An 18,934-nucleotide genomic window follows, 5' to 3' on the forward strand; every position below is an offset into this window, starting at 1 on the left:
CAAGTAGTTGGGCTTATAATATATTGTGGTGATATGAATATAAAATATTACAATATTAAAAAGTCCGACTTCGCAGTCGGACTTTTTTTTTACCAATTCAAATAAAATTCAAATATGTAGAAAACTAGAACTCATGAACAAATTATTTAATAATTACCTAAATACCTTTAAAGGCCTATCGCAAGAAGTATGGTGGCTATCCCTAATAACACTTATAAATAGAGCTGGCACCATGGTAATTCCTTTTTTGTCCTTATACTTAAGAGAAAGTCTAAATTTCTCTTTTACTGATGTAGGCTGGGTAATGAGTGCTTTTGGATTAGGTTCTGTTATTGGGTCATGGCTAGGCGGTAAACTAACCGACAAAATAGGCTATTACAAAGTAATGGTTTACAGCTTGTTAGGAACAGGTGTCTTATTTATAACTTTACAATATTTAACAACTTTTTCTGGATTTTGCTTTGGCATATTTCTGGTAATGTTGGTGGCAGATATGTTTCGTCCCGCCATGTTCGTGGCGCTGAGTGCATACAGTAAACCAGAAAATAAAACACGTAGTGTAACGCTAATTAGGTTAGCTATAAATCTTGGGTTTTCGGCAGGACCAGCTATTGGTGGGCTAATTATTACTACATTAAGTTATGGTGGGTTATTTTGGGTTGATGGTATTACTTGTATCGCTGCTACTGCTGTACTTATTAATGTTTTAAACCCAAAAACAACTAAAACTTTAGATAATGTTAAAACTGAAAATCCTAAATCGGCTTATGGAGACAAAGCCTTTTTAATCTTTTTGGTTGCCATGGTACTTTTTGGAATTGTATTCCTGCAATATTTTTCTACCATGCCATTATACTATAAAGACGTACATGCTTTAACCGAATTTGAAATAGGTGTCCTTTTAGGAATGAACGGATTTATAATTTTTGCACTAGAAATGCCATTAATAAAATGGTTAGAAAATACCACGTTTACAAAATCTGGATTAATGCTTTTTGGAGCTATCTTAACCGGTTTAAGTTTTTTAATATTAAACATGTCTAATTGGGCAGGTGTTTTAATATTTGGTATGCTCTTGATGACTTTTGGTGAAATGATAGCCTTTCCTTTTTCTAATGCTTTTGCAATGGATAGAGCTAAAAAAGGAAATCAGGGAGAATATATGGCTCTTTATTCTATTTCATTTTCTATAGCACATATCTTTGGACATAATGCTGGTATGCGAATGGTAGATAATCTAGGATTTGATAACACTTGGTATATTGTAACAATACTTGCTGCACTTTGTGTATTTTTATTATTTATTTTAAATCAGTATTTAAATATTAAGAAAAAACAAAAAATGAAAGATATAGAAGAAGAAAAAGAAATTTTATGGATTTAAACCAAATAACAATTCCGTCATTAGATGTTGCAAGAGCAACAGAATTTTACAAAACTTTGGGATTGCATCTTATTGTTGATGCAATCCCAAGATATGTAAGGTTTGAATGCCCTAATGGAGACAGCACATTTTCTATTCATAAGGTAGAAGCTATTCCTAACAATTCTGGTATAAGTATTTATTTTGAAAATGACAATTTAGATGTTCTTGTTGAAGAACTTCAACAAAAGGGTATTGTTTTTACAGAACTAACAGAAGACAAATCTTGGTTATGGCGAGAAGCACATTTGCAAGACCCTGATGGTAATAACATTATCTTGTATTATGCTGGAAAAAACAGGAAAAATCCGCCTTGGCGAATTAATTAATTATTGTTAATACGATGGAAAAATGGGAAAAATTACCGGTTTTTAAAAAAGCCATGGATATCCAAAAATTAGTAAACTATATTGTTAAAAGTGTAGAAAATACAGATATTGATTTTGAACATGATATAGAAGCTGAAATGCTAAAAAGTAACCTTAATTATTTAAGAGAAAATTCTATAATTATTTCTGCAAAAATTGCAGGTGCTGCAGATGAAAACACGCTTTATGATATTAAAATGGAAAATGCTGCTATAATTAGAAAATCTGCTAGGGAATTAATAACTGATGTACAAGGTATAGAAATGCATGGATTTAAAGAGATTGAATACTTAGATTTATTGAGAAATGAAGTGGATGAATTTAGAATAATTTTTGCCGAATGGGTAAAAACTTTTGACTGCTGGAATTATAGTATAGATCGATGAGGACTTTTTAATCCTCCTGGTGTGAATTATGATGATATTCATCCTGATGATAATATTCCTTATAATCCTGAAGATTTTGAAGGGTTGTAAAAATTATTTTATTGGAATAACTTCTTTCTGTTTTACTACTCTAGATAAAACTATTTGTGTTTTTGATTCTCCATAAGAAATCAATTGGTCTATAAAAGCTTCAAGATGCTTTTGATTTTTTAAAACCACTTCCATAACAATGTTTTCATCCCCAGTAATGCGATAACAGTTAATTACCTCATCATAGGTTTTTACCTTTTCTAAAAAAGGTTTTAATTTCCCCATAAAAGCCCTTAAAGTAATTATGGCTTTAAGTTGATATCCAATTTCAAAAGGTGATACTATAGTTTTATACCCCTCTATAATACCAAGATCTTCCATCTTTTTAATACGCTCTGAAACAGCAGGAGAACTTATGCCTACTCGCCTACCAATTTCGGCATTAGACAGTCTTGCGTTTTCTTGCAAACACTTTAAAATCTTGCTGTTAATGGAATCTAGATTCATTTAAAGGAAAATTAATATAAAATAATTAAAATCCAAAGCAAATATACAATTTTACTTTAAAATCTAAAGTTGAATCTCGTTTCTTGTGACTAATTTTGGTAAAATTGCTTATAGAATTAGATTATGTTACACAATACCCCACCAAATCTATCGGATTTACCGGTTTATCAAAAGGCATTAGAGATTTTTGCGCTTTCTCAAAATATATCTACATACCTAAATCACGATCTATCTAATTTAAAAACAGATGGTTCTGAAGATTATAATATTTATTTTTCTGGAGATATTGTGCAACAATCTGTATCATTAGTTCCTGAAATCATGAATGCCGAACTAGAACGATACTCTGATAGAAAACATAAACACCTTGATTCTCTAAGACGACTTACCAATAAGCTTTACAAAAATTCTTACAGGTTAGAACGCTCAAACAGTAACGGGAAAGATTTTTTACCAATTCTTAGGAGTGAATTAAAGAAGTTTAAGAAGCTTCAAAGTTCTTGGATGCTAACTTTATAAGGCTGCTTTAAATTTTCTTGAATTTCTGCCCGCAACCTTCTATACATTGATACCAGAGTATTAAATTTCCTGTTATTGGTAAATCAAAATAAACCTTAGCAGAACGAGAAATACAAGTATTAGGTAATATTTCACCATCATTTTGTATATTATTATTAGTATCAGTGATTAACGTATAAGTTCCTGTTTCTACGTCACCAACTTCAGAAGACATAAAACACAATATGCCATTAGTTTCTACTGTTCCATCTTTAAAAAACTCGATTGTACGGTTACTATTTATAGGCTGAAAAGTTCCGCTACCATCTCCTGGGTCAACAAGTTGTTCGATTAGTCTCCATTTTCCTATTAATTCCGTTTCACCAGAAGGTTTTGCATCATCTGATGAACAACATAGAAAAACAATTGAAATAATAGTAATTATTAACTTTTTCATTTTAACAAGACGTCTTTATCAATAGATGAATAAAACTAGAAATGGTTGCTCTTAAAACAGAAAAAAAATGATTTTTATAAGTAAAATAAGATTCTTATGTCTTAATCTGGATAAGCGATTCACTCACTTTTTCTGAAATAGAAAAAGTGGTTCTAATAAATTTAATTTACATTTAAAAGATCCCGAGACTATGCTCGGGATAAGCGATTCACTCACTTTTTCTGAAATAGAAAAAGTGGTTCTCTGCTTACATATTTCTGCGATACTGCCCTCCTACTTCAAACAATGCCTTTGTAATTTGACCTAAAGAACATACTTTACAAACTTCCATTAAGGCTTCAAATATATTTTCGTTATTTATGGCTTTATTTTGAAGCGTTTTTAAAAGTGCTTCAGCGTCATTTGACTTATGAAGATTTTCCAAAGTTTTTATTTGAAACTCTTTTTCTTCTTCTGTTGCTCTAATAACTTCCGCAGGTAAAACCGTTGGTGATCCTTTACTGCTTAAAAACGTATTTACGCCTATTATTGGAAATTTTCCGTTATGCTTTAAGGTTTCATAGTACAAACTCTCTTCTTGAATTTTTGAACGTTGATACATGGTTTCCATAGCTCCTAAAACGCCACCGCGTTCTGTAATTCTATCAAATTCTAATAATACTGCCTCTTCAACCAAATCGGTTAATTCTTCAATAATAAAGGACCCTTGTATTGGGTTTTCATTTTTAGCTAATCCCAATTCTTTGTTTATTATGAGTTGAATTGCCATAGCTCTTCGAACAGATTCTTCAGTAGGTGTAGTTATTGCCTCATCATAAGCATTGGTGTGTAATGAGTTACAATTATCATAGATTGCATACAATGCTTGAAGTGTGGTTCTTATATCATTAAAATCAATTTCTTGAGCATGTAAGCTTCTGCCAGACGTTTGAATATGATACTTCAACATTTGTGCTCTAGCATTGGCTCCATACTTATGCTTCATAGCCTTTGCCCAAATTTTACGAGCAACACGACCTATTACAGCATATTCAGGGTCTATGCCATTTGAAAAGAAAAAAGAGAGATTTGGCCCAAACTTATTGATATCCATCCCTCTGCTTAAATAATATTCCACATAAGTGAAACCATTTGATAAAGTCAACGCTAACTGAGTGATGGGGTTTGCTCCAGCTTCTGCAATATGGTATCCTGAAATGGAAACAGAATAAAAATTACGAATATTATTTTCAATAAAATACTCTTGAACATCACCCATCAATCGTAGTGCAAATTCTGTAGAAAAAATACAGGTGTTTTGCGCTTGATCTTCTTTTAAAATGTCTGCTTGAACTGTTCCTCTAACTTGAGCAATGGTTTTTGTTTTAATAGCTTGATAAATAGCCTCAGGCAACACTTGGTTTCCAGTAACTCCCAAAAGCATCAACCCTAAACCATTATTTCCTTTTGGTAATTCGCCATTGTATTTTGGACGCTCTTTTTCTTTATAAATCTTAGAAATTTTAGCTTCTACTTCTTTTTCTAATCCGTTTTCTTTAATGTAGATTTCACATTGTTGGTCGATGGCTGCATTCATAAAAAAGCCTAACAACATTGGTGCTGGCCCATTAATAGTCATGCTTACAGAAGTCATTGGGTTTGCTAAATCAAAACCAGAGTATAATTTCTTAGCATCATCCAAACAACAAATAGACACCCCTGCATTACCAATTTTTCCATAAATATCTGGACGATAGTCTGGATCGTTTCCATAAAGTGTTACACTATCAAAAGCTGTTGACAAACGCTTTGCTGGCAAACCCGCACTGACATAATGAAAGCGTTTATTGGTTCGCTCTGGACCTCCTTCACCAGCAAACATACGTGCTGGGTCTTCTCCTGTTCTTTTAAAAGGATACAAACCAGATGCAAAAGGGAACTCTCCTGGAACATTTTCTTGTAAACACCATTTTAATATATCTCCCCAAGCTTGATATTTTGGAAGTGCAACCTTAGGAATTGGAGTATGTGATAAAGATTCGGTATATGTTTCAATTTTAATTTCTTTATCTCTTACTTTAAAAGAATATATTGGGTTTCTGTATTTATTAACTTTTTCATTCCAACCTAAAATAACTTCCCAATTGTAGGGGTCTAAGTCAAGTTTAACTCTATCAAATTCTGAAACTAAAAGTTTTATGAAATCTTTATTATCATCCTTAACCTGTTTCAGAATTTCATCATCCTTTAAACCTAATTTTCCAATAAAAGATCTTTGGACTGCGTTCATGGTGACATTCAAAACGGAACAAATGGTTTTATAGATTCCATAAAGCTTTTGAGCAACCTCAGTTTGCTCAATAACCTTCTTGTCATAAGCACGATTATTTTCAGCAATCTCAGATAAATATCGTGTTCTTGAAGGTGGGATAACAAAAATCTTCTCGCTCATTTCATTTGAAATCGTGAAAGTCGATTTTAAATCAGAATCTATTTTTTCAACTAATTTATCCATCACCGCTTTGTATAGCGTATTCATACCTGGGTCATTAAACTGTGATGCTATGGTTCCAAAAACGGGTAAATCATCTTGATGAACATCCCAAAGGTTATTATTACGCATGTACTGCTTTTTTACATCGCGTAGCGCATCCAAAGCGCCTCGTTTATCAAACTTATTTATAGCCACTAAATCTGCAAAATCGAGCATATCAATTTTTTCGAGTTGGGTTGCTGCACCAAATTCTGGTGTCATAACGTAAAGCGACACATTAGAATGTTCAATAATTTCAGTGTCACTTTGCCCTATTCCAGAAGTTTCAAGAATAATTAAATCGTATTCAGCAGCTTTTAAAACTTCAACTGCTTCGTTTACGTGTTTAGATAATGCTAAATTTGATTGACGTGTTGCCAAACTTCGCATATAAACTCTAGAGTTATTAATGGCATTCATTCTAATTCTATCTCCTAATAAAGCTCCACCTGTTTTTCTTTTTGAAGGATCAACTGAAATAATACCAACTGTTTTTTCTGGAAAGTCTATTAAAAAACGTCTTACTAATTCATCTACTAAACTCGATTTACCAGCACCTCCAGTTCCTGTAATCCCCAAAACAGGGGTATTAGATTCTTTATTTTTTAGATGAATTTTATCCAAAGTTTCTTTTGCGATTTCTGGAAAGTTTTCAGCAGAAGAGATTACTCTGGCAATAGATTTTGGATTTTTTTTCTTCAACGCATCCAATTCAACATTAAATTGATTGCCTATAGCAAAATCTGATTTTTCTACCAAATCATTAATCATACCTTGTAATCCCATTTCACGACCATCATCGGGCGAATAAATTCTACAAATCCCATAATCCATTAAATCCTTTATCTCTGATGGTAATATGACACCACCTCCACCTCCAAAAATCTTAATATGCTCTGAGCCTCTTTCTTTTAAAAGATCAAACATATACTTAAAATATTCGTTATGCCCACCTTGATATGAGGTTAAGCAAATAGCATTTACATCTTCTTGAATAGCTGTATTAACAACTTCCTCTACACTTCTATCATGCCCTAAATGGATTACCTCTACACCAGTTGCCTGAATAATACGCCTCATAATATTAATTGAAGCATCATGTCCGTCAAAAAGAGATGTGGCTGTAACTATTCTAACTTTAAATTTTGGTTTATAAGGTGTTTGTTGTATCATTCGTAATAAAAGTTGTTTTTAAGCGTTGTAATTTACGAAATATTTAAAAAATACATGTATTTACAACTGAATATCTAAAATTAATCTAAATGAAAAATCATCTAAGTTTTTAGATTAATTTTATGCGCTAAATAATTCAGAATTAAATGAATAAAATAATCATACTCATTCATTGTAAAGATAAACCAAATATTATTGCATCGGTAACTAATTTTGTTGCTGAAAAAGGCGGGAATATTGTATATCTAGATCAGCATGTCGATAGAGAGCAAGATGTTTTTTTCATGCGTTTGGAAAGCGAGTTTATTTCTGATGCTTTCTTGACCGAAGATTTTAAAAATGACTTTAAAGATATTTTAGCCGATAAGTTTGAAATGAAATGGCGCATCTATTCCTCAAAGAAAAAGCCAAAGATGGCACTATTTATTTCTAAATACGACCATTGTTTATACGATTTACTTGGTCGCTATAATTCTGGAGAACTAAATTTAGAGATTCCCTTTATTATTAGTAATCATACTAATTTAAAATCGATTGCAGATAATTTTAAAATTCCGTTTTATCATATTCCCGTAACAAAAGACACAAAAGACATTGCAGAAGAGAAGCAATTGGCTCTTTTAGAAGAATACAAAATAGATTTTATTGTTTTAGCAAGATACATGCAAATTATATCTAGTAAATTAATTAGCAAGTATCCCAACAAAATAATAAACATTCATCATTCTTTTTTGCCTGCTTTTGTGGGTGCAAAACCCTATCATTCGGCTTACAAGCGTGGTGTTAAAATTATAGGAGCTACCAGTCACTATGTTACAGAAGAACTTGATGCTGGCCCAATTATTGAACAGGATGTTGCACACGTATCTCACACCTACTCTATTAAAGATTTAATTGCTAAAGGGCGTGACCTTGAAAAAATTGTTTTAGCAAATGCTGTAAAACTTCATACCAACAGAAAAGTAATGACCTACAACAACAAAACCGTTATTTTTTCATAACGTAATCTTCTTATTATCAATTAACAAGAATACACTTATTAATTATATCATAAAATTAATAAAATTAATTGTGACTAATTAATTTTCCTTGTGTCTCATTGATGTGGAAAATATAACCATTAACTAAATTTTAATTTTATGAAAACAAATTTATTTTTATGTCTAGCGTTTTTGTTAGGCATCGGCTTCTCGCAAGCACAAGACTTACCAGCAAATCCTGATCCAGGTAAATGCTACGTTAAATGTATTACCAAAGACGAGTTTAAAGATGTTGAAGAAACTATAGAAGTTTATCCAGCATATACGAAGTTAGAAGTAGTACCTGCAACATATAGAACCGTTGAAGAACGTGTTTTAGTAAAAGAAACTTCTAAAAAATTCGTGTACGTACCAGCAACTTACGAAACTATTGAAGTTCCTTACATTAAAAAAGAAGGAAGAACAGATTTAAGCATTAATCCTGCAACTTTTGGTTCAGATTCTAGAACTTTCGAAGTATACCCTAAAACATCAGGTTGGGAGTACAAAGAAACTACTTGTGATTCACCAAACAAAGAAGACTGTGTTGTTGCATGTTTTGTTGAGTATCCAGCACAATTTAGAGATGTAAGTTTTACTACCTTAGCTAATGATGCTGGTACTAGCAATATTCCAATACCAGAAGTACCTACAGTATACAAAAAACGTGTTATTAAAACACCAGCTAGAATGGATGAGATAGAAATTCCAGCAGAATATACGACTATCAAGCGTCAAGTTGTAGCAACTCCTGCAACTACAAGAAGTGTAACTGTACCTGCAAAGTCTCAATCTATAACAAGAACTGTTTTAGCTAAAAAAGGTGGTATTACTACTTGGGAAGAAGTTGATTGTGGTCTTTTAAACGCGAACGTTTTACCAATATTTTATGAATTGGCTAGTGCTAGAATTACACCTGCATCTAAAAAGATAATTGATGAAACTCTATTACCATTACTTAACAGCAAGCCTGTAAGCATTGAATTAATGTCTCATACAGATTCAAGAGGTAATGATGATTACAACATGTCTTTATCACAACAACGAGCTAACTCTGTAGTAAACTACCTAGTATCTAAAGGTATTTCTAGAAGTAGACTATCTGCTAGAGGATATGGCGAGTCTAGATTAGTAAACCGTTGTGCAAATGGTGTTGAATGTTCTGAAGCAGAGCATCAAAAAAACAGAAGAACAGAATTTAGAGTAATTGGAAACTAAACAGTTGGTTAGGGTTAGCTAAATGTTGTTTAGTGGTTTGTTAATTGGACGTCCTTCTCTCAGGGCGTCCTTTTTTTTATCTCATATTGTTGGTAACTAACATTTTTCTTCGCTATTGATATCCCGTAATTATCAATCATATTAGAGACCATTAAATCGAAATACTTATAGTGTATTTGCCAATCATGCAATTCTGTAACAAACTTAGAATTTTCAATTACTATAGGTGTATTTAACAAATTAGCCAATCTGTAACTAACATCTTGTAATGATACATTATCGGCTTGAATTTCTGAGTCTCCAATTAAAAAATGTGGCGTCTCTACCCCCCAATCTATTTGATTCGTGTTCCAGAACCTTGGAGATTCAATATCAAAAACGAGTGCTTCTCCAGCAGTTTCTATACTTACATGACCTAAATTTAAAGCATCTAAAATCGTATTCGATTTATTAGAATAGGCTGAAGAGTCTAAATTAAATTGTACCTGATAAAAATTATTCAGCTCTGAAGGTATCTTTATTTGATTGCGATACACATTCAATGAATATGCTAGAATATCTTGTAGATTTCCTTTCAACTCTAAATAACTAGAGTGCTTTATAATTTGAAATTCATTTCTATGCTCTGTAGATTGTAATTTGGTAATACTAAAATCCTTTTTAGGAGACTCCTTAACTTTTACAACTTCCTTTACATAGGAATTAAGTTTAAACATTTTCTCCTTCGAAATTTTCTTACTGTTACTATTTAAAAACTTTCTTATGTGATAATTCTTAAAATCAGCAGGATGCCCTTCCCAAAGTTTCTTTCCATTAGCGTTAAATAAAATGCCCTGTGGTAAACTTTGTATATTATTATGTTTAAACGTTTCTCCTTCAAAATCTATAGCTACAGCTAAATTCATCTTATGTTTTTTCATAAAACGTTTTACAACATCGGCATTTTCTTGTGTAAGTGAAAGCACGTAAAAATTATTTGGGTACTGACTCTGTAAAGATTCTAAATATTTAGATACATGAATACAAGGCTTACACCAAGTAGCCCAAAACTCAACAAAATAGAGTGCATTATTATTGCCTTTTGCTATTTGAGACTCTTGAATATGTTCTGAAATTTTTATCTGTCCGAAAAAAAATATCGGAAACAAAAAACACAATAAATAAATAACTCTTTTTTTTATGCTCATTATTTAATTAAGATTTGATAAACATTAAAACTATTACTGATAAACATATAACAATAATTATGCTAAAATAGTATTTTTTGAAAATTAATGACATTTCCATAAAAGCAAACCATATTCTGTGACTAATTTCTTTTCTTGTGTCTCAATTATTAACACATGAGGTTTATAATATATCGCATTTAAATTATACGATTAATTATTATTGAACTATAATAGCATCTACTTAATACAAAATCTAAACCATAACTCTTATATTTGTTAAATCCACAAAATCCAAAATCATGATTCGAAAATTTTTAGCATTTTTCTTAATATTTAACCTTACTGCCTGCGCAGAATTACAAGAAGTTATTAATCAATTACCTCAAGGAGGTACTATAGGAAATGCTGAAATAGCTTCTGGTTTAAGACAAGCCTTAGATTTTGGAATTGACAAACAAGTAACCAAACTCACACAAACCGATGGTTTCTTTAAAAATGAATTGGTTAAAATTTTATTACCAGAAGAACTAAGAAAAGTTGATAAAGCACTTCGCGACATTGGACTTAGTAAATTAGCAGATGAGGGACTAAAAGTACTTAATAGAGCCGCTGAAGATGCTGTAAAAGAAGCAACACCTATTTTTATTGATGCCGTTAAGGGTATTACCTTTACAGATGCAAAAAACATCTTGCTAGGTCAAGACAATGCTGCGACGCAATATTTAACTTCGAAAACCGAAGCAGCTTTATACGCTAAATTTAATCCTGTTATAAAAAACTCTTTTAACAAGGTTGGAGCTGATGATATTTGGAACAACCTAATTAGCAAGTACAATAATTTACCATTCACTTCAGATGTAAATCCAGACTTAACAGATTATGTAACTGGTGAAGCTTTACAAGGTGTTTACACTATGATAGCTGTGGAAGAAAAAGAAATCCGTAATAAAATATCTTCTAGAACTACAGATTTATTGAGAAAGGTATTTGCTTTGCAGGACAGGAAGTAAAAGAAGATATTACTATCTAAGAAATTACTGCTATTTTCTTAATTTGCAATTTTTAAAATTAAATAGTTTCAATTTGTTGCAAAGAATAACAAAATGAATAAAAATGAATTAAAGCAAATATTTGACACATATTACCAAGCGCTCGTATTATATGCTAATCGTTTTTTATTTACAAAAGACGAATGTGAGGATTTAGTTCAAGATGTTTTTGTTAGTCTTTGGGAAAAAGAAACCACATTTCCAAATGACTTATCTTTAAAAGCTTTCCTATATAAAACAGTGCGTAATAAATGCTACAATGTTATTAAGCATAACAAAGTAAAAAATAAATATGCCGAAAATATCGTACAGTCATTAGAAGATGATAATTTATTTTTAAAACAAATTCTTGAAGAAGAAATTGTTCGCCAACTACATCAAGCCATAGAATTACTCCCCGCTAGAAAAAAAGAAATCATTAAGCTAAGTCTTAAAGGTCTAAAAAATGCTGAAATCTCCGAAGAACTTGGCATAAAACTACAAACGGTAAAAACGTTAAAATCCCAATCATATAAAATATTAAGAGAACAGTTTCAGGAATTAAGCACAATTATTTACTTTTTATTAACTTAATTCATTGAAATTTTATTATAAATACTTTATTCGAAGTGTTTTTTAGTGACATGCAATGATAAACCCTTAAAAATCAATGCCATTCGTTATTCATTCAAAACGAATCAACATATATTTCATTGTGAATTTAGCAATTTATACTAGTGATTTTTTATTATATCGCAAAAAAAACTAGTTTTAAATAGTACCTTATTAAAACTAAGTTGTTTTATAATTAAATACTTCAAATAGAATGAACGATATTTTTCATATATCAAAGCTATTAATTAAGAAAAAATTAAGGATTTTAACAGATTCTGGTAAATTACAATTAAAGAAATTTATCAAAGAATTTCCATTTACAAATGAAGTTAAAATTGAAGAATTAATAGATAAAATTGAATCTTATTCTACAATTAACAAAGCAGAGGCTTGGAAATCTATAGAGAAAAAATCTCAAAACAAGAAGTATACACCTGTTTTTACACTAAGAAACAAAACGTGGTATAAATATGCTGCTGCAGCTATTATTGTTGGTGTCCTTACCACTACGTATTTCTTCAAAGATAATTCATCAAACACACCTGTATCAAATACGCCAATAATAGTAAATTCAGATTCTAATACTATTAAACCAGGGACAGACAAAGCAACCTTAACACTAGAAGATGGCTCTCTTGTAACACTAGAAAAAGGAAATAATTATAAAACGCAAAACATAAATAGTAATGGAAAACAAATTGTTTACAAAGCGCCAGAAAAGGTTTCCTCTAAAATTAAATACAACTACCTAACCATTCCAAGAGGTGGACAATTCTTCATCAAGTTGTCTGATGGTACTCAGGTATGGTTAAACTCAGAATCTCAACTAAAATATCCAGTAGCTTTTGCCGATGGTGTTGATCGTGTAGTTGAATTAGTCTATGGTGAAGCGTATTTTGATGTGTCTCCTAGTACGGAACATAAAGGCGCTAAGTTTAAAGTATTCAACCAATCTCAAGAAGTTGAAGTGCTAGGTACAGAGTTCAATATTAAAGCCTACAAAGATGAGACTAATATTTACACCACTTTAGTTGAAGGTAAAGTTCTAGTAAGTTCCGAAAATCAATATCAAAACTTAACACCCAACCAACAATCAAACCTTAATTTGTTAAAGAATAGTATAACAATCGCTAATGTTGATGGATATGCAGAAACTTTATGGCGTAAAGGGATTTTTAGCTTTAAAGGGAAACCGCTAAAAGAAATTATGAAAGTTATATCTAGATGGTATGATGTTGAAGTTATTTTTGAAAACAAAGAACATGAAGATTTAAAATTTAAGGGGGTTTTAGGAAAAAACCAAGACCTTCAAGAAATTCTTCAAACAATAAAAAGCTTAAGTATAATTAAAAACCACGAAGTGCATGACAAAATAATAATACTAAAATAAAAAATAAAGGGAAAAAGAGTTTAGACCGTGGAAAGTATAAAAACTCAATCCCCTTTTTTATCGATTACCAATTAATTAAATGTTTAACCAACTAATAATTTATCAAATTTATGAAAATTAAACTAAACTATGCCCTTTTTTGTATAAGAAGGGAGTTACTAATTAACATGATGAGAACCTTTATCTTCTTGTGCTTTACGTTTGCCTTTAGCATTACACCAAGTAATATGTTATCTCAAAATGCGAAAATTAAAATTGAATCAAATAAAACATTAACCGTTGATGATGTTTTTGATTTAATTATGCAACAAACAGATTATAAGTTTATTTATCAAGAAGGAATTTTTAAAAACTTCCCTAAGGTTGAAGTTAAAAAGGGAACTATTAAAGCAAATGAACTAATAAGAAAAAGTTTATCTAACGGCAATTTTGAAATAACCGTTGGAAAAGATAATACAGTAGTTGTAAAGGAGAAAATAATAAGTACTAAACCTGAGCAGCAACATCAAATAAAAGGAACAGTTGTTGATGAATCTGGACTACCTCTACCTGGAGCCAATATTTTGGAGAAGGACACTACTAATGGTACTCAAACAGATTTTGATGGGAATTTTTCTTTGGAAGTGTCTAGTGAAAATGCCATAATAGTAATTTCTTATATAGGGTATGAATCTCAACAAATCACTGTTTCTAACCAATCTACTTTTAATATAGTTCTACAACCTGATTTACTTGGTTTAAACGAAATTGTAGTTATAGGTTATGGTTCAATGAAAAAAAGTGATTTAACCGGTGCTGTCTCTTCAGTATCTGGAGACGACTTACTAAAAGTAGCTTCAAACAGACCTGTAGAAGCTATTCAAGGAAGAGTAGCTGGTGTTTCTATTAACAAAACATCTGGACGCCCAGGAGCAGGCATGAAAGTAAGAATTCGTGGTGTTGGTAGTACAAATAACTCCGATCCTTTGTACGTAGTTGATGGTGTTCCAATTGGGAATGATATTGAGTTTTTAGCACCAGAAGATATTCAAAGCATTGAGATTCTTAAAGATGCATCTTCCACTGCAATTTATGGTAATAGAGGTGCAAATGGCGTCATTATTGTAACCACAAAATCAGGAAAATCTTCTAGTAAGCCTGTTTTTTCTTTTAACAGTTATTATGGTATTTCAGAAATTCCTAATAAGGTAGAATTATTAGATGCCACACAACAAGCTGGTTTAATTTTAGAAGCTGCAGCTAATGATGGACAAACACTTCCATCTGGTTTAGAAAGTCGTATAAATTATGTTTTGGCAAATAATGCTAAAGGAACCGATTGGCAAAGTGAAGTATTTAGAGAAGCGCATCAACAAAATTATAACTTAAATATAAGAGGAGGAATTTCATCTGATGATGATTCTGGAAGAAAATTTTTATATGCATTAAGTGGTACTTTGTTTGACGAAGATGGAACTGTAAAAAATACCGCATTTAAAAAATATATATTTAACACAAAAACAGAATATTATTTTAATGAAAAAGTAAATGCTGGAGTACAAATTAATATTTTTAGAAGTGAACTAGGTAATTTCCCTCAAAGCATTTTTAATGGCCCTATACCATTAGCTTTAACTTCAAGTCCAATTGATAGCCCTAGAGGTGTAGATGGAGAGTTTATACCTATGTTAACTGCTTTTGGCAATAACCCATCTTTATTAGTTGACCACTTAAAATATGGTAACAACAAAACAAATTCTTATTTACTAAGAACATGGCTACAATTTGATATTCTTGACGGGCTTAATTTTAAAACAAATTATCAAATTTCAAACGGTGCAATTCACAATAAAAACTATAGTCCAGCATATTATTTAAATGAGAATTTTAATAGAGCAGAAAGCCAGTTATATGAACAGAGAGGCGATTTTTATAGTTGGACATGGGTTAACTTATTAAACTATAATAAAACATTTAATGACGTTCATAAGGTTATAGCAACTTTGGGACATGAGTCTTCATATAACAGAAGTGGAGGTTTCAGTGGTGTTGGTATTAATGTACCAAGTGAACCAGATTTACAGCATTTAAATTTATCTAAAACGTTTAATGAAAGAATAAATGCATATCAAGGACAAGGTGGTACAGAATCTTATTTTGCAAGAGCCTTCTATTCCTTTAACAATAAGTATATGTTTACTGGTACTGCTAGGTACGATGGTTCAAGTAAATTCTCAGGAGATAATAAATGGGGGTTCTTTCCATCTTTTGGTGCCTCATGGAAAGCTGATGAAGAGTCTTTTATACAAGACCTTAATGTGTTTTCGGCTTTAAAGTTTAGAGTTGGTTGGGGACGAGTAGGAAATGAATCTAGTGCTCAAGCAGGATCTGATGTTGCTAATATTGGAAACTATTCAATGCAATATGTATTTAATGATGTTCAATATCAAGGAGGTACTACAACCAACATTCCAACCCCAGATTTAAAATGGGAGATTATTGAAACTCAAAACTTTGGTGTTGATATGGGCTTCTTAGATGGTGATTTAACCTTAACAGCAGACTATTTTATTAGAGACACCAAGGATATGATTACGCGTGTGGCACTACCTGGATATTTTCCAAAAGACAGACCTAACGCTAATATAGGAACCATGAGTAACAAAGGTTTTGAATTTGCTGCAAATTACGGAGCCAAGTTAGGTGAGGTCAACTTTAGCGTTGGTGCAAACATAACCTTCATTGATAATGAAATAGTTAAGTTAAACTCAAATGATGATGCGTTTATTGATGGAGGGTTTATTGATAAATTAGGCTTTACAACAAGAACAGAATCTGGTAGAGAAATTGCTTATTTCTATGGATACCAAACTGATGGAATTTTTAAGACTCAAGAAGAAGTTAATGCTTATGCTTCTATTCAGCCTGATGCAAAGGTAGGAGATGTTAGATTTGTTGATAATAGTGATAATGGAACAATTGATGCTGATGACAGAGTTTATTTAGGTTCTGGTCAATCTGATTTCTCATATGGATTTAATTTTAATGTTGAGTATAAAGGATTTGACTTATCTGGTAATTTCTTCGGTGTTCAAGGAGCAGAAATAGTTAATGGTTTAAATGTAAGGCTATTAGGTATTAGTGATTATTATAACTCCTATGCAGATAGAGTCAATCGTTTTCATCCAATAAATAATCCAACGGGCACACAACCAAGAGTAACCTTATCTGATGCTAATAATAATCTACGTTTTTCTGATAGATATGTAGAAGATGGATCTTTTTTAAGGCTAAAAAACTTACAGGTTGGTTACACTATACCTTCAAAATTTACTGAAAAATCAGGAATAGAGAAATTACGACTTTACGTATCTGGTCAAAACCTTTTAACATTCACGAAGTACAAAGGCTATGATCCTGAAGTAGGAGACTTAACTCAAGGAGCAAGCAATGACGTTAGAAGCCTTGGTATTGGAGTAGATCTAGGGAATTACCCTCAACCAAGATTATTCTATCTTGGAGTTAACCTTACATTTTAAAAACAATAAGTTATGATAAAAGTATTTAAAATATTGCTTCTATTAGCAGGAGCAATGGTTATATCTTCTTGTGAGAGTAACCTAACCGATTTAGAAAACATTGGAACACAAACAGCCGAAGTTTATTTTAATGACCCAGATAATGCCTTGGCAGGACTAAATTCTGTTTATGCAGCCACTCAAGATGATCAATATTTTGTGTACGGTGATATACTATCTGATGATAGTGTTAAAGGAGGAAGCTCTTTCTTTGACTGGGTAGATCGAGAATATCTAAGATCTTTTACCGCAAACTCTGGAAATGGAGTTTCAGGAGGAACATGGTCATTATTATATACTACTATAGTAAGAGCCAATGAAGTTATCAACTCTTTACCCGAGGCAACCTTTGATAGTGATTTAAAAGACAGAATAATTGGAGAAGCTAAGTTTTTAAGAGCCTACGCTTATTCTAAGTTGGTGCCTTTATTTGGAGGAGTTCCCTTAGTTACTGATAATTTTGAAGTAGATAATTTAACCGCACCAAGAAGTACTGAAGATGAAATATATGCTTTCATAAAACAAGATTTGGATGATGCAATTGCAAACCTACCTGAAAAAAGTGGTTATACGCTAGCAGATTTAGGTCGTGTTACCAAAGGGGCTGCAAGAATGTTAAAGGTTAGGGTTTTAATGCAAGAAACAGGGTATAGCTACAATTCTGTTTTATCAGCTTCAACAAATTATGCAGTAGATGTAGCCGCAAACTGGAACGAAGTTTATAATCTTACAAATGATATTATTACCTCTGGAGAATATCAATTGGTTGATAATTTTGCTTCAATTTGGGAAGAAGAAGGAGAAAATAATATAGAGTCAATTTTTGAAATCCAACACAAACAAACTAATAATGAATGGGGCGAAAGTGTTGGAAACAAAACTATAGTTCAAATGGGTAATAGAGACGACTGGGGTTGGTGCTTTAATTTACCAACAGATGCTTTGTATAATACTTTTTCTAGTTCAGACCCAAGATTATTGTGCACAATATACGGACAAGAATATGATATCTTATTTGGAGTTAAGCAAATTTGGGATAAACAAGTTTGGACCTTAACAGATGATAGTACTAAAGATGAAGTTAGCAACTGTAGATTAAATAGAAAATATGCACTTGCAAAAGAGGCTAGACATGGTAATCATAATAATCAAGATGTAAATAAAAGAGTTATACGTTATGCAGAAGTATTGTTAGCGCATGCTGAATCTGCTTACTATAAGGGGTTTGAAGGAGAAGCACGAGATTATGTAAATATGGTTAGAGATAGAGCTCAAAATTCAACCTTGCCATTAGGTTCAGCAGAAGGACAAACATCAAATTACACTTATGATACTTTAGCTGGCGCATCTGTTCCTCCAATAGTGAGTTCTGGTAATGCCTTACTAGAAGATATCTTAAAAGAACGCCGTCTAGAATTAGCAATGGAAGGTATTCGATATTTCGACATAATAAGAACTGGTAGAATCGATTTATTACCATACACAGACAACTACCAATCACATGACGGTCTTTTACCACTACCTATTGGTGACGTAAACACTTTTGGATTGCCACAAAACAAAAACTATTAAAAATTTAACAAA

15 protein-coding genes are annotated in these 18,934 nt (G+C 31.8%); 11 read left to right on the plus strand and 4 right to left on the minus strand.

Features of this window, described 5'->3' with window-relative positions:
• The first annotated feature begins 133 nt into the window (after positions 1-133).
• From Q0739_RS12510 to Q0739_RS12520, 3 genes are read left to right on the plus strand one after another with little or no spacing between them, the layout of a single operon-like run.
• Entirely contained in the window at positions 134-1,384 is a 1,251-nt protein-coding gene (locus Q0739_RS12510) for an MFS transporter (protein WP_298239079.1), read from the plus strand.
• Positions 1,375-1,752, plus strand: coding sequence for a VOC family protein (locus tag Q0739_RS12515; RefSeq protein WP_298239080.1), 378 nt, complete (start codon positions 1,375-1,377; stop codon positions 1,750-1,752). The genes Q0739_RS12510 and Q0739_RS12515 overlap by 10 nt, the downstream gene beginning before the upstream one ends.
• 14 nt (positions 1,753-1,766) lie before the next feature.
• Positions 1,767-2,177 carry a hypothetical protein gene (locus tag Q0739_RS12520; protein ID WP_298239081.1) on the plus strand — a complete coding sequence of 137 codons (411 nt, stop codon included), beginning with the start codon at positions 1,767-1,769 and terminating at the stop codon, positions 2,175-2,177.
• A gap of 93 nt (positions 2,178-2,270) precedes the next feature.
• Here Q0739_RS12520 and Q0739_RS12525 read toward each other — a convergent pair whose 3' ends face one another.
• The gene (locus tag Q0739_RS12525; protein ID WP_298239082.1) at positions 2,271-2,714 is read right to left on the minus strand and encodes an Lrp/AsnC family transcriptional regulator; all 444 of its coding nucleotides are present in this window, start codon (positions 2,712-2,714) and stop codon (positions 2,271-2,273) included.
• Positions 2,715-2,837: 123 nt separating this feature from the next.
• Here Q0739_RS12525 and Q0739_RS12530 point away from each other — a divergent pair, with 123 nt between their 5' ends.
• Entirely contained in the window at positions 2,838-3,233 is a 396-nt protein-coding gene (locus Q0739_RS12530) for a hypothetical protein (protein WP_298239083.1), read from the plus strand.
• Positions 3,234-3,240: 7 nt separating this feature from the next.
• Here Q0739_RS12530 and Q0739_RS12535 read toward each other — a convergent pair whose 3' ends face one another.
• Both Q0739_RS12535 and Q0739_RS12540 read right to left on the minus strand, forming a co-directional pair.
• Entirely contained in the window at positions 3,241-3,669 is a 429-nt protein-coding gene (locus tag Q0739_RS12535; protein WP_298239084.1) for a hypothetical protein, read from the minus strand.
• A 247-nt stretch (positions 3,670-3,916) separates the two neighbouring features.
• Positions 3,917-7,354, minus strand: a complete 3,438-nt coding sequence (locus Q0739_RS12540) for a methylmalonyl-CoA mutase family protein (RefSeq protein WP_298239085.1) — start codon at positions 7,352-7,354, stop codon at positions 3,917-3,919.
• 146 nt (positions 7,355-7,500) lie between these two features.
• Between Q0739_RS12540 and purU the strand changes: the two genes are divergently transcribed.
• Together purU and Q0739_RS12550 are read left to right on the plus strand one after the other, a co-directional pair.
• Complete coding sequence (gene purU, locus Q0739_RS12545; RefSeq protein WP_298239086.1) at positions 7,501-8,355, plus strand: formyltetrahydrofolate deformylase; 855 nt, start codon at positions 7,501-7,503, stop codon at positions 8,353-8,355.
• 138 nt (positions 8,356-8,493) lie between these two features.
• On the plus strand, positions 8,494-9,591 hold the full coding sequence (locus Q0739_RS12550) for an OmpA family protein (RefSeq protein ID WP_298239087.1): 1,098 nt from the start codon (positions 8,494-8,496) through the stop codon (positions 9,589-9,591).
• Between the two features lie 59 nt (positions 9,592-9,650).
• Here the strand turns inward: Q0739_RS12550 and Q0739_RS12555 are convergent, their stop codons facing one another.
• Positions 9,651-10,778, minus strand: coding sequence for a TlpA disulfide reductase family protein (locus Q0739_RS12555; RefSeq protein WP_298239088.1), 1,128 nt, complete (start codon positions 10,776-10,778; stop codon positions 9,651-9,653).
• A gap of 281 nt (positions 10,779-11,059) precedes the next feature.
• On the opposite strand from Q0739_RS12555, the gene Q0739_RS12560 reads away from it, so the two are divergent.
• The 5 genes from Q0739_RS12560 (at position 11,060) to Q0739_RS12580 (ending at position 18,922) form a co-directional block, all read left to right on the plus strand.
• Positions 11,060-11,770, plus strand: a complete 711-nt coding sequence (locus Q0739_RS12560; protein ID WP_298239089.1) for a DUF4197 domain-containing protein — start codon at positions 11,060-11,062, stop codon at positions 11,768-11,770.
• A 93-nt stretch (positions 11,771-11,863) separates the two neighbouring features.
• A complete protein-coding gene (locus tag Q0739_RS12565; protein WP_298239090.1) occupies positions 11,864-12,382 on the plus strand; it encodes an RNA polymerase sigma-70 factor in 519 nt (172 codons plus the stop codon).
• A gap of 232 nt (positions 12,383-12,614) precedes the next feature.
• Positions 12,615-13,793 carry a FecR family protein gene (locus tag Q0739_RS12570; RefSeq protein WP_298239091.1) on the plus strand — a complete coding sequence of 393 codons (1,179 nt, stop codon included), beginning with the start codon at positions 12,615-12,617 and terminating at the stop codon, positions 13,791-13,793.
• A 110-nt stretch (positions 13,794-13,903) separates the two neighbouring features.
• Positions 13,904-17,311, plus strand: a complete 3,408-nt coding sequence (locus tag Q0739_RS12575; RefSeq protein WP_298239092.1) for a TonB-dependent receptor — start codon at positions 13,904-13,906, stop codon at positions 17,309-17,311.
• A 12-nt stretch (positions 17,312-17,323) separates the two neighbouring features.
• Positions 17,324-18,922: a RagB/SusD family nutrient uptake outer membrane protein gene (locus tag Q0739_RS12580; protein ID WP_298239093.1), complete on the plus strand. Its 1,599-nt coding sequence runs from the start codon at positions 17,324-17,326 to the stop codon at positions 18,920-18,922.
• Positions 18,923-18,934 lie beyond the last annotated feature (12 nt).

Origin of the sequence: uncultured Algibacter sp. (genome assembly GCF_947487605.1) — a bacterium.
Classification (GTDB): Bacteria; Bacteroidota; Bacteroidia; order Flavobacteriales; family Flavobacteriaceae; genus Algibacter_D.

What these genes read in the sequence shown, in the direction of transcription:
- Q0739_RS12555 (WP_298239088.1), bottom strand. Translation starts at nt 10,778, where the DNA reads ATGAGCATAAAAAAAAGAGTTATTTATTTATTGTGTTTTTTGTTTCCG.
- Q0739_RS12530 (WP_298239083.1), top strand. Translation starts at nt 2,838, where the DNA reads ATGTTACACAATACCCCACCAAATCTATCGGATTTACCGGTTTATCAA.
- Q0739_RS12540 (WP_298239085.1), bottom strand. Translation starts at nt 7,354, where the DNA reads ATGATACAACAAACACCTTATAAACCAAAATTTAAAGTTAGAATAGTT.
- purU (WP_298239086.1), top strand. Translation starts at nt 7,501, where the DNA reads ATGAATAAAATAATCATACTCATTCATTGTAAAGATAAACCAAATATT.
- Q0739_RS12550 (WP_298239087.1), top strand. Translation starts at nt 8,494, where the DNA reads ATGAAAACAAATTTATTTTTATGTCTAGCGTTTTTGTTAGGCATCGGC.
- Q0739_RS12580 (WP_298239093.1), top strand. Translation starts at nt 17,324, where the DNA reads ATGATAAAAGTATTTAAAATATTGCTTCTATTAGCAGGAGCAATGGTT.
- Q0739_RS12535 (WP_298239084.1), bottom strand. Translation starts at nt 3,669, where the DNA reads ATGAAAAAGTTAATAATTACTATTATTTCAATTGTTTTTCTATGTTGT.
- Q0739_RS12570 (WP_298239091.1), top strand. Translation starts at nt 12,615, where the DNA reads ATGAACGATATTTTTCATATATCAAAGCTATTAATTAAGAAAAAATTA.
- Q0739_RS12520 (WP_298239081.1), top strand. Translation starts at nt 1,767, where the DNA reads ATGGAAAAATGGGAAAAATTACCGGTTTTTAAAAAAGCCATGGATATC.
- Q0739_RS12565 (WP_298239090.1), top strand. Translation starts at nt 11,864, where the DNA reads ATGAATAAAAATGAATTAAAGCAAATATTTGACACATATTACCAAGCG.
- Q0739_RS12510 (WP_298239079.1), top strand. Translation starts at nt 134, where the DNA reads ATGAACAAATTATTTAATAATTACCTAAATACCTTTAAAGGCCTATCG.
- Q0739_RS12525 (WP_298239082.1), bottom strand. Translation starts at nt 2,714, where the DNA reads ATGAATCTAGATTCCATTAACAGCAAGATTTTAAAGTGTTTGCAAGAA.
- Q0739_RS12515 (WP_298239080.1), top strand. Translation starts at nt 1,375, where the DNA reads ATGGATTTAAACCAAATAACAATTCCGTCATTAGATGTTGCAAGAGCA.
- Q0739_RS12560 (WP_298239089.1), top strand. Translation starts at nt 11,060, where the DNA reads ATGATTCGAAAATTTTTAGCATTTTTCTTAATATTTAACCTTACTGCC.
- Q0739_RS12575 (WP_298239092.1), top strand. Translation starts at nt 13,904, where the DNA reads ATGAAAATTAAACTAAACTATGCCCTTTTTTGTATAAGAAGGGAGTTA.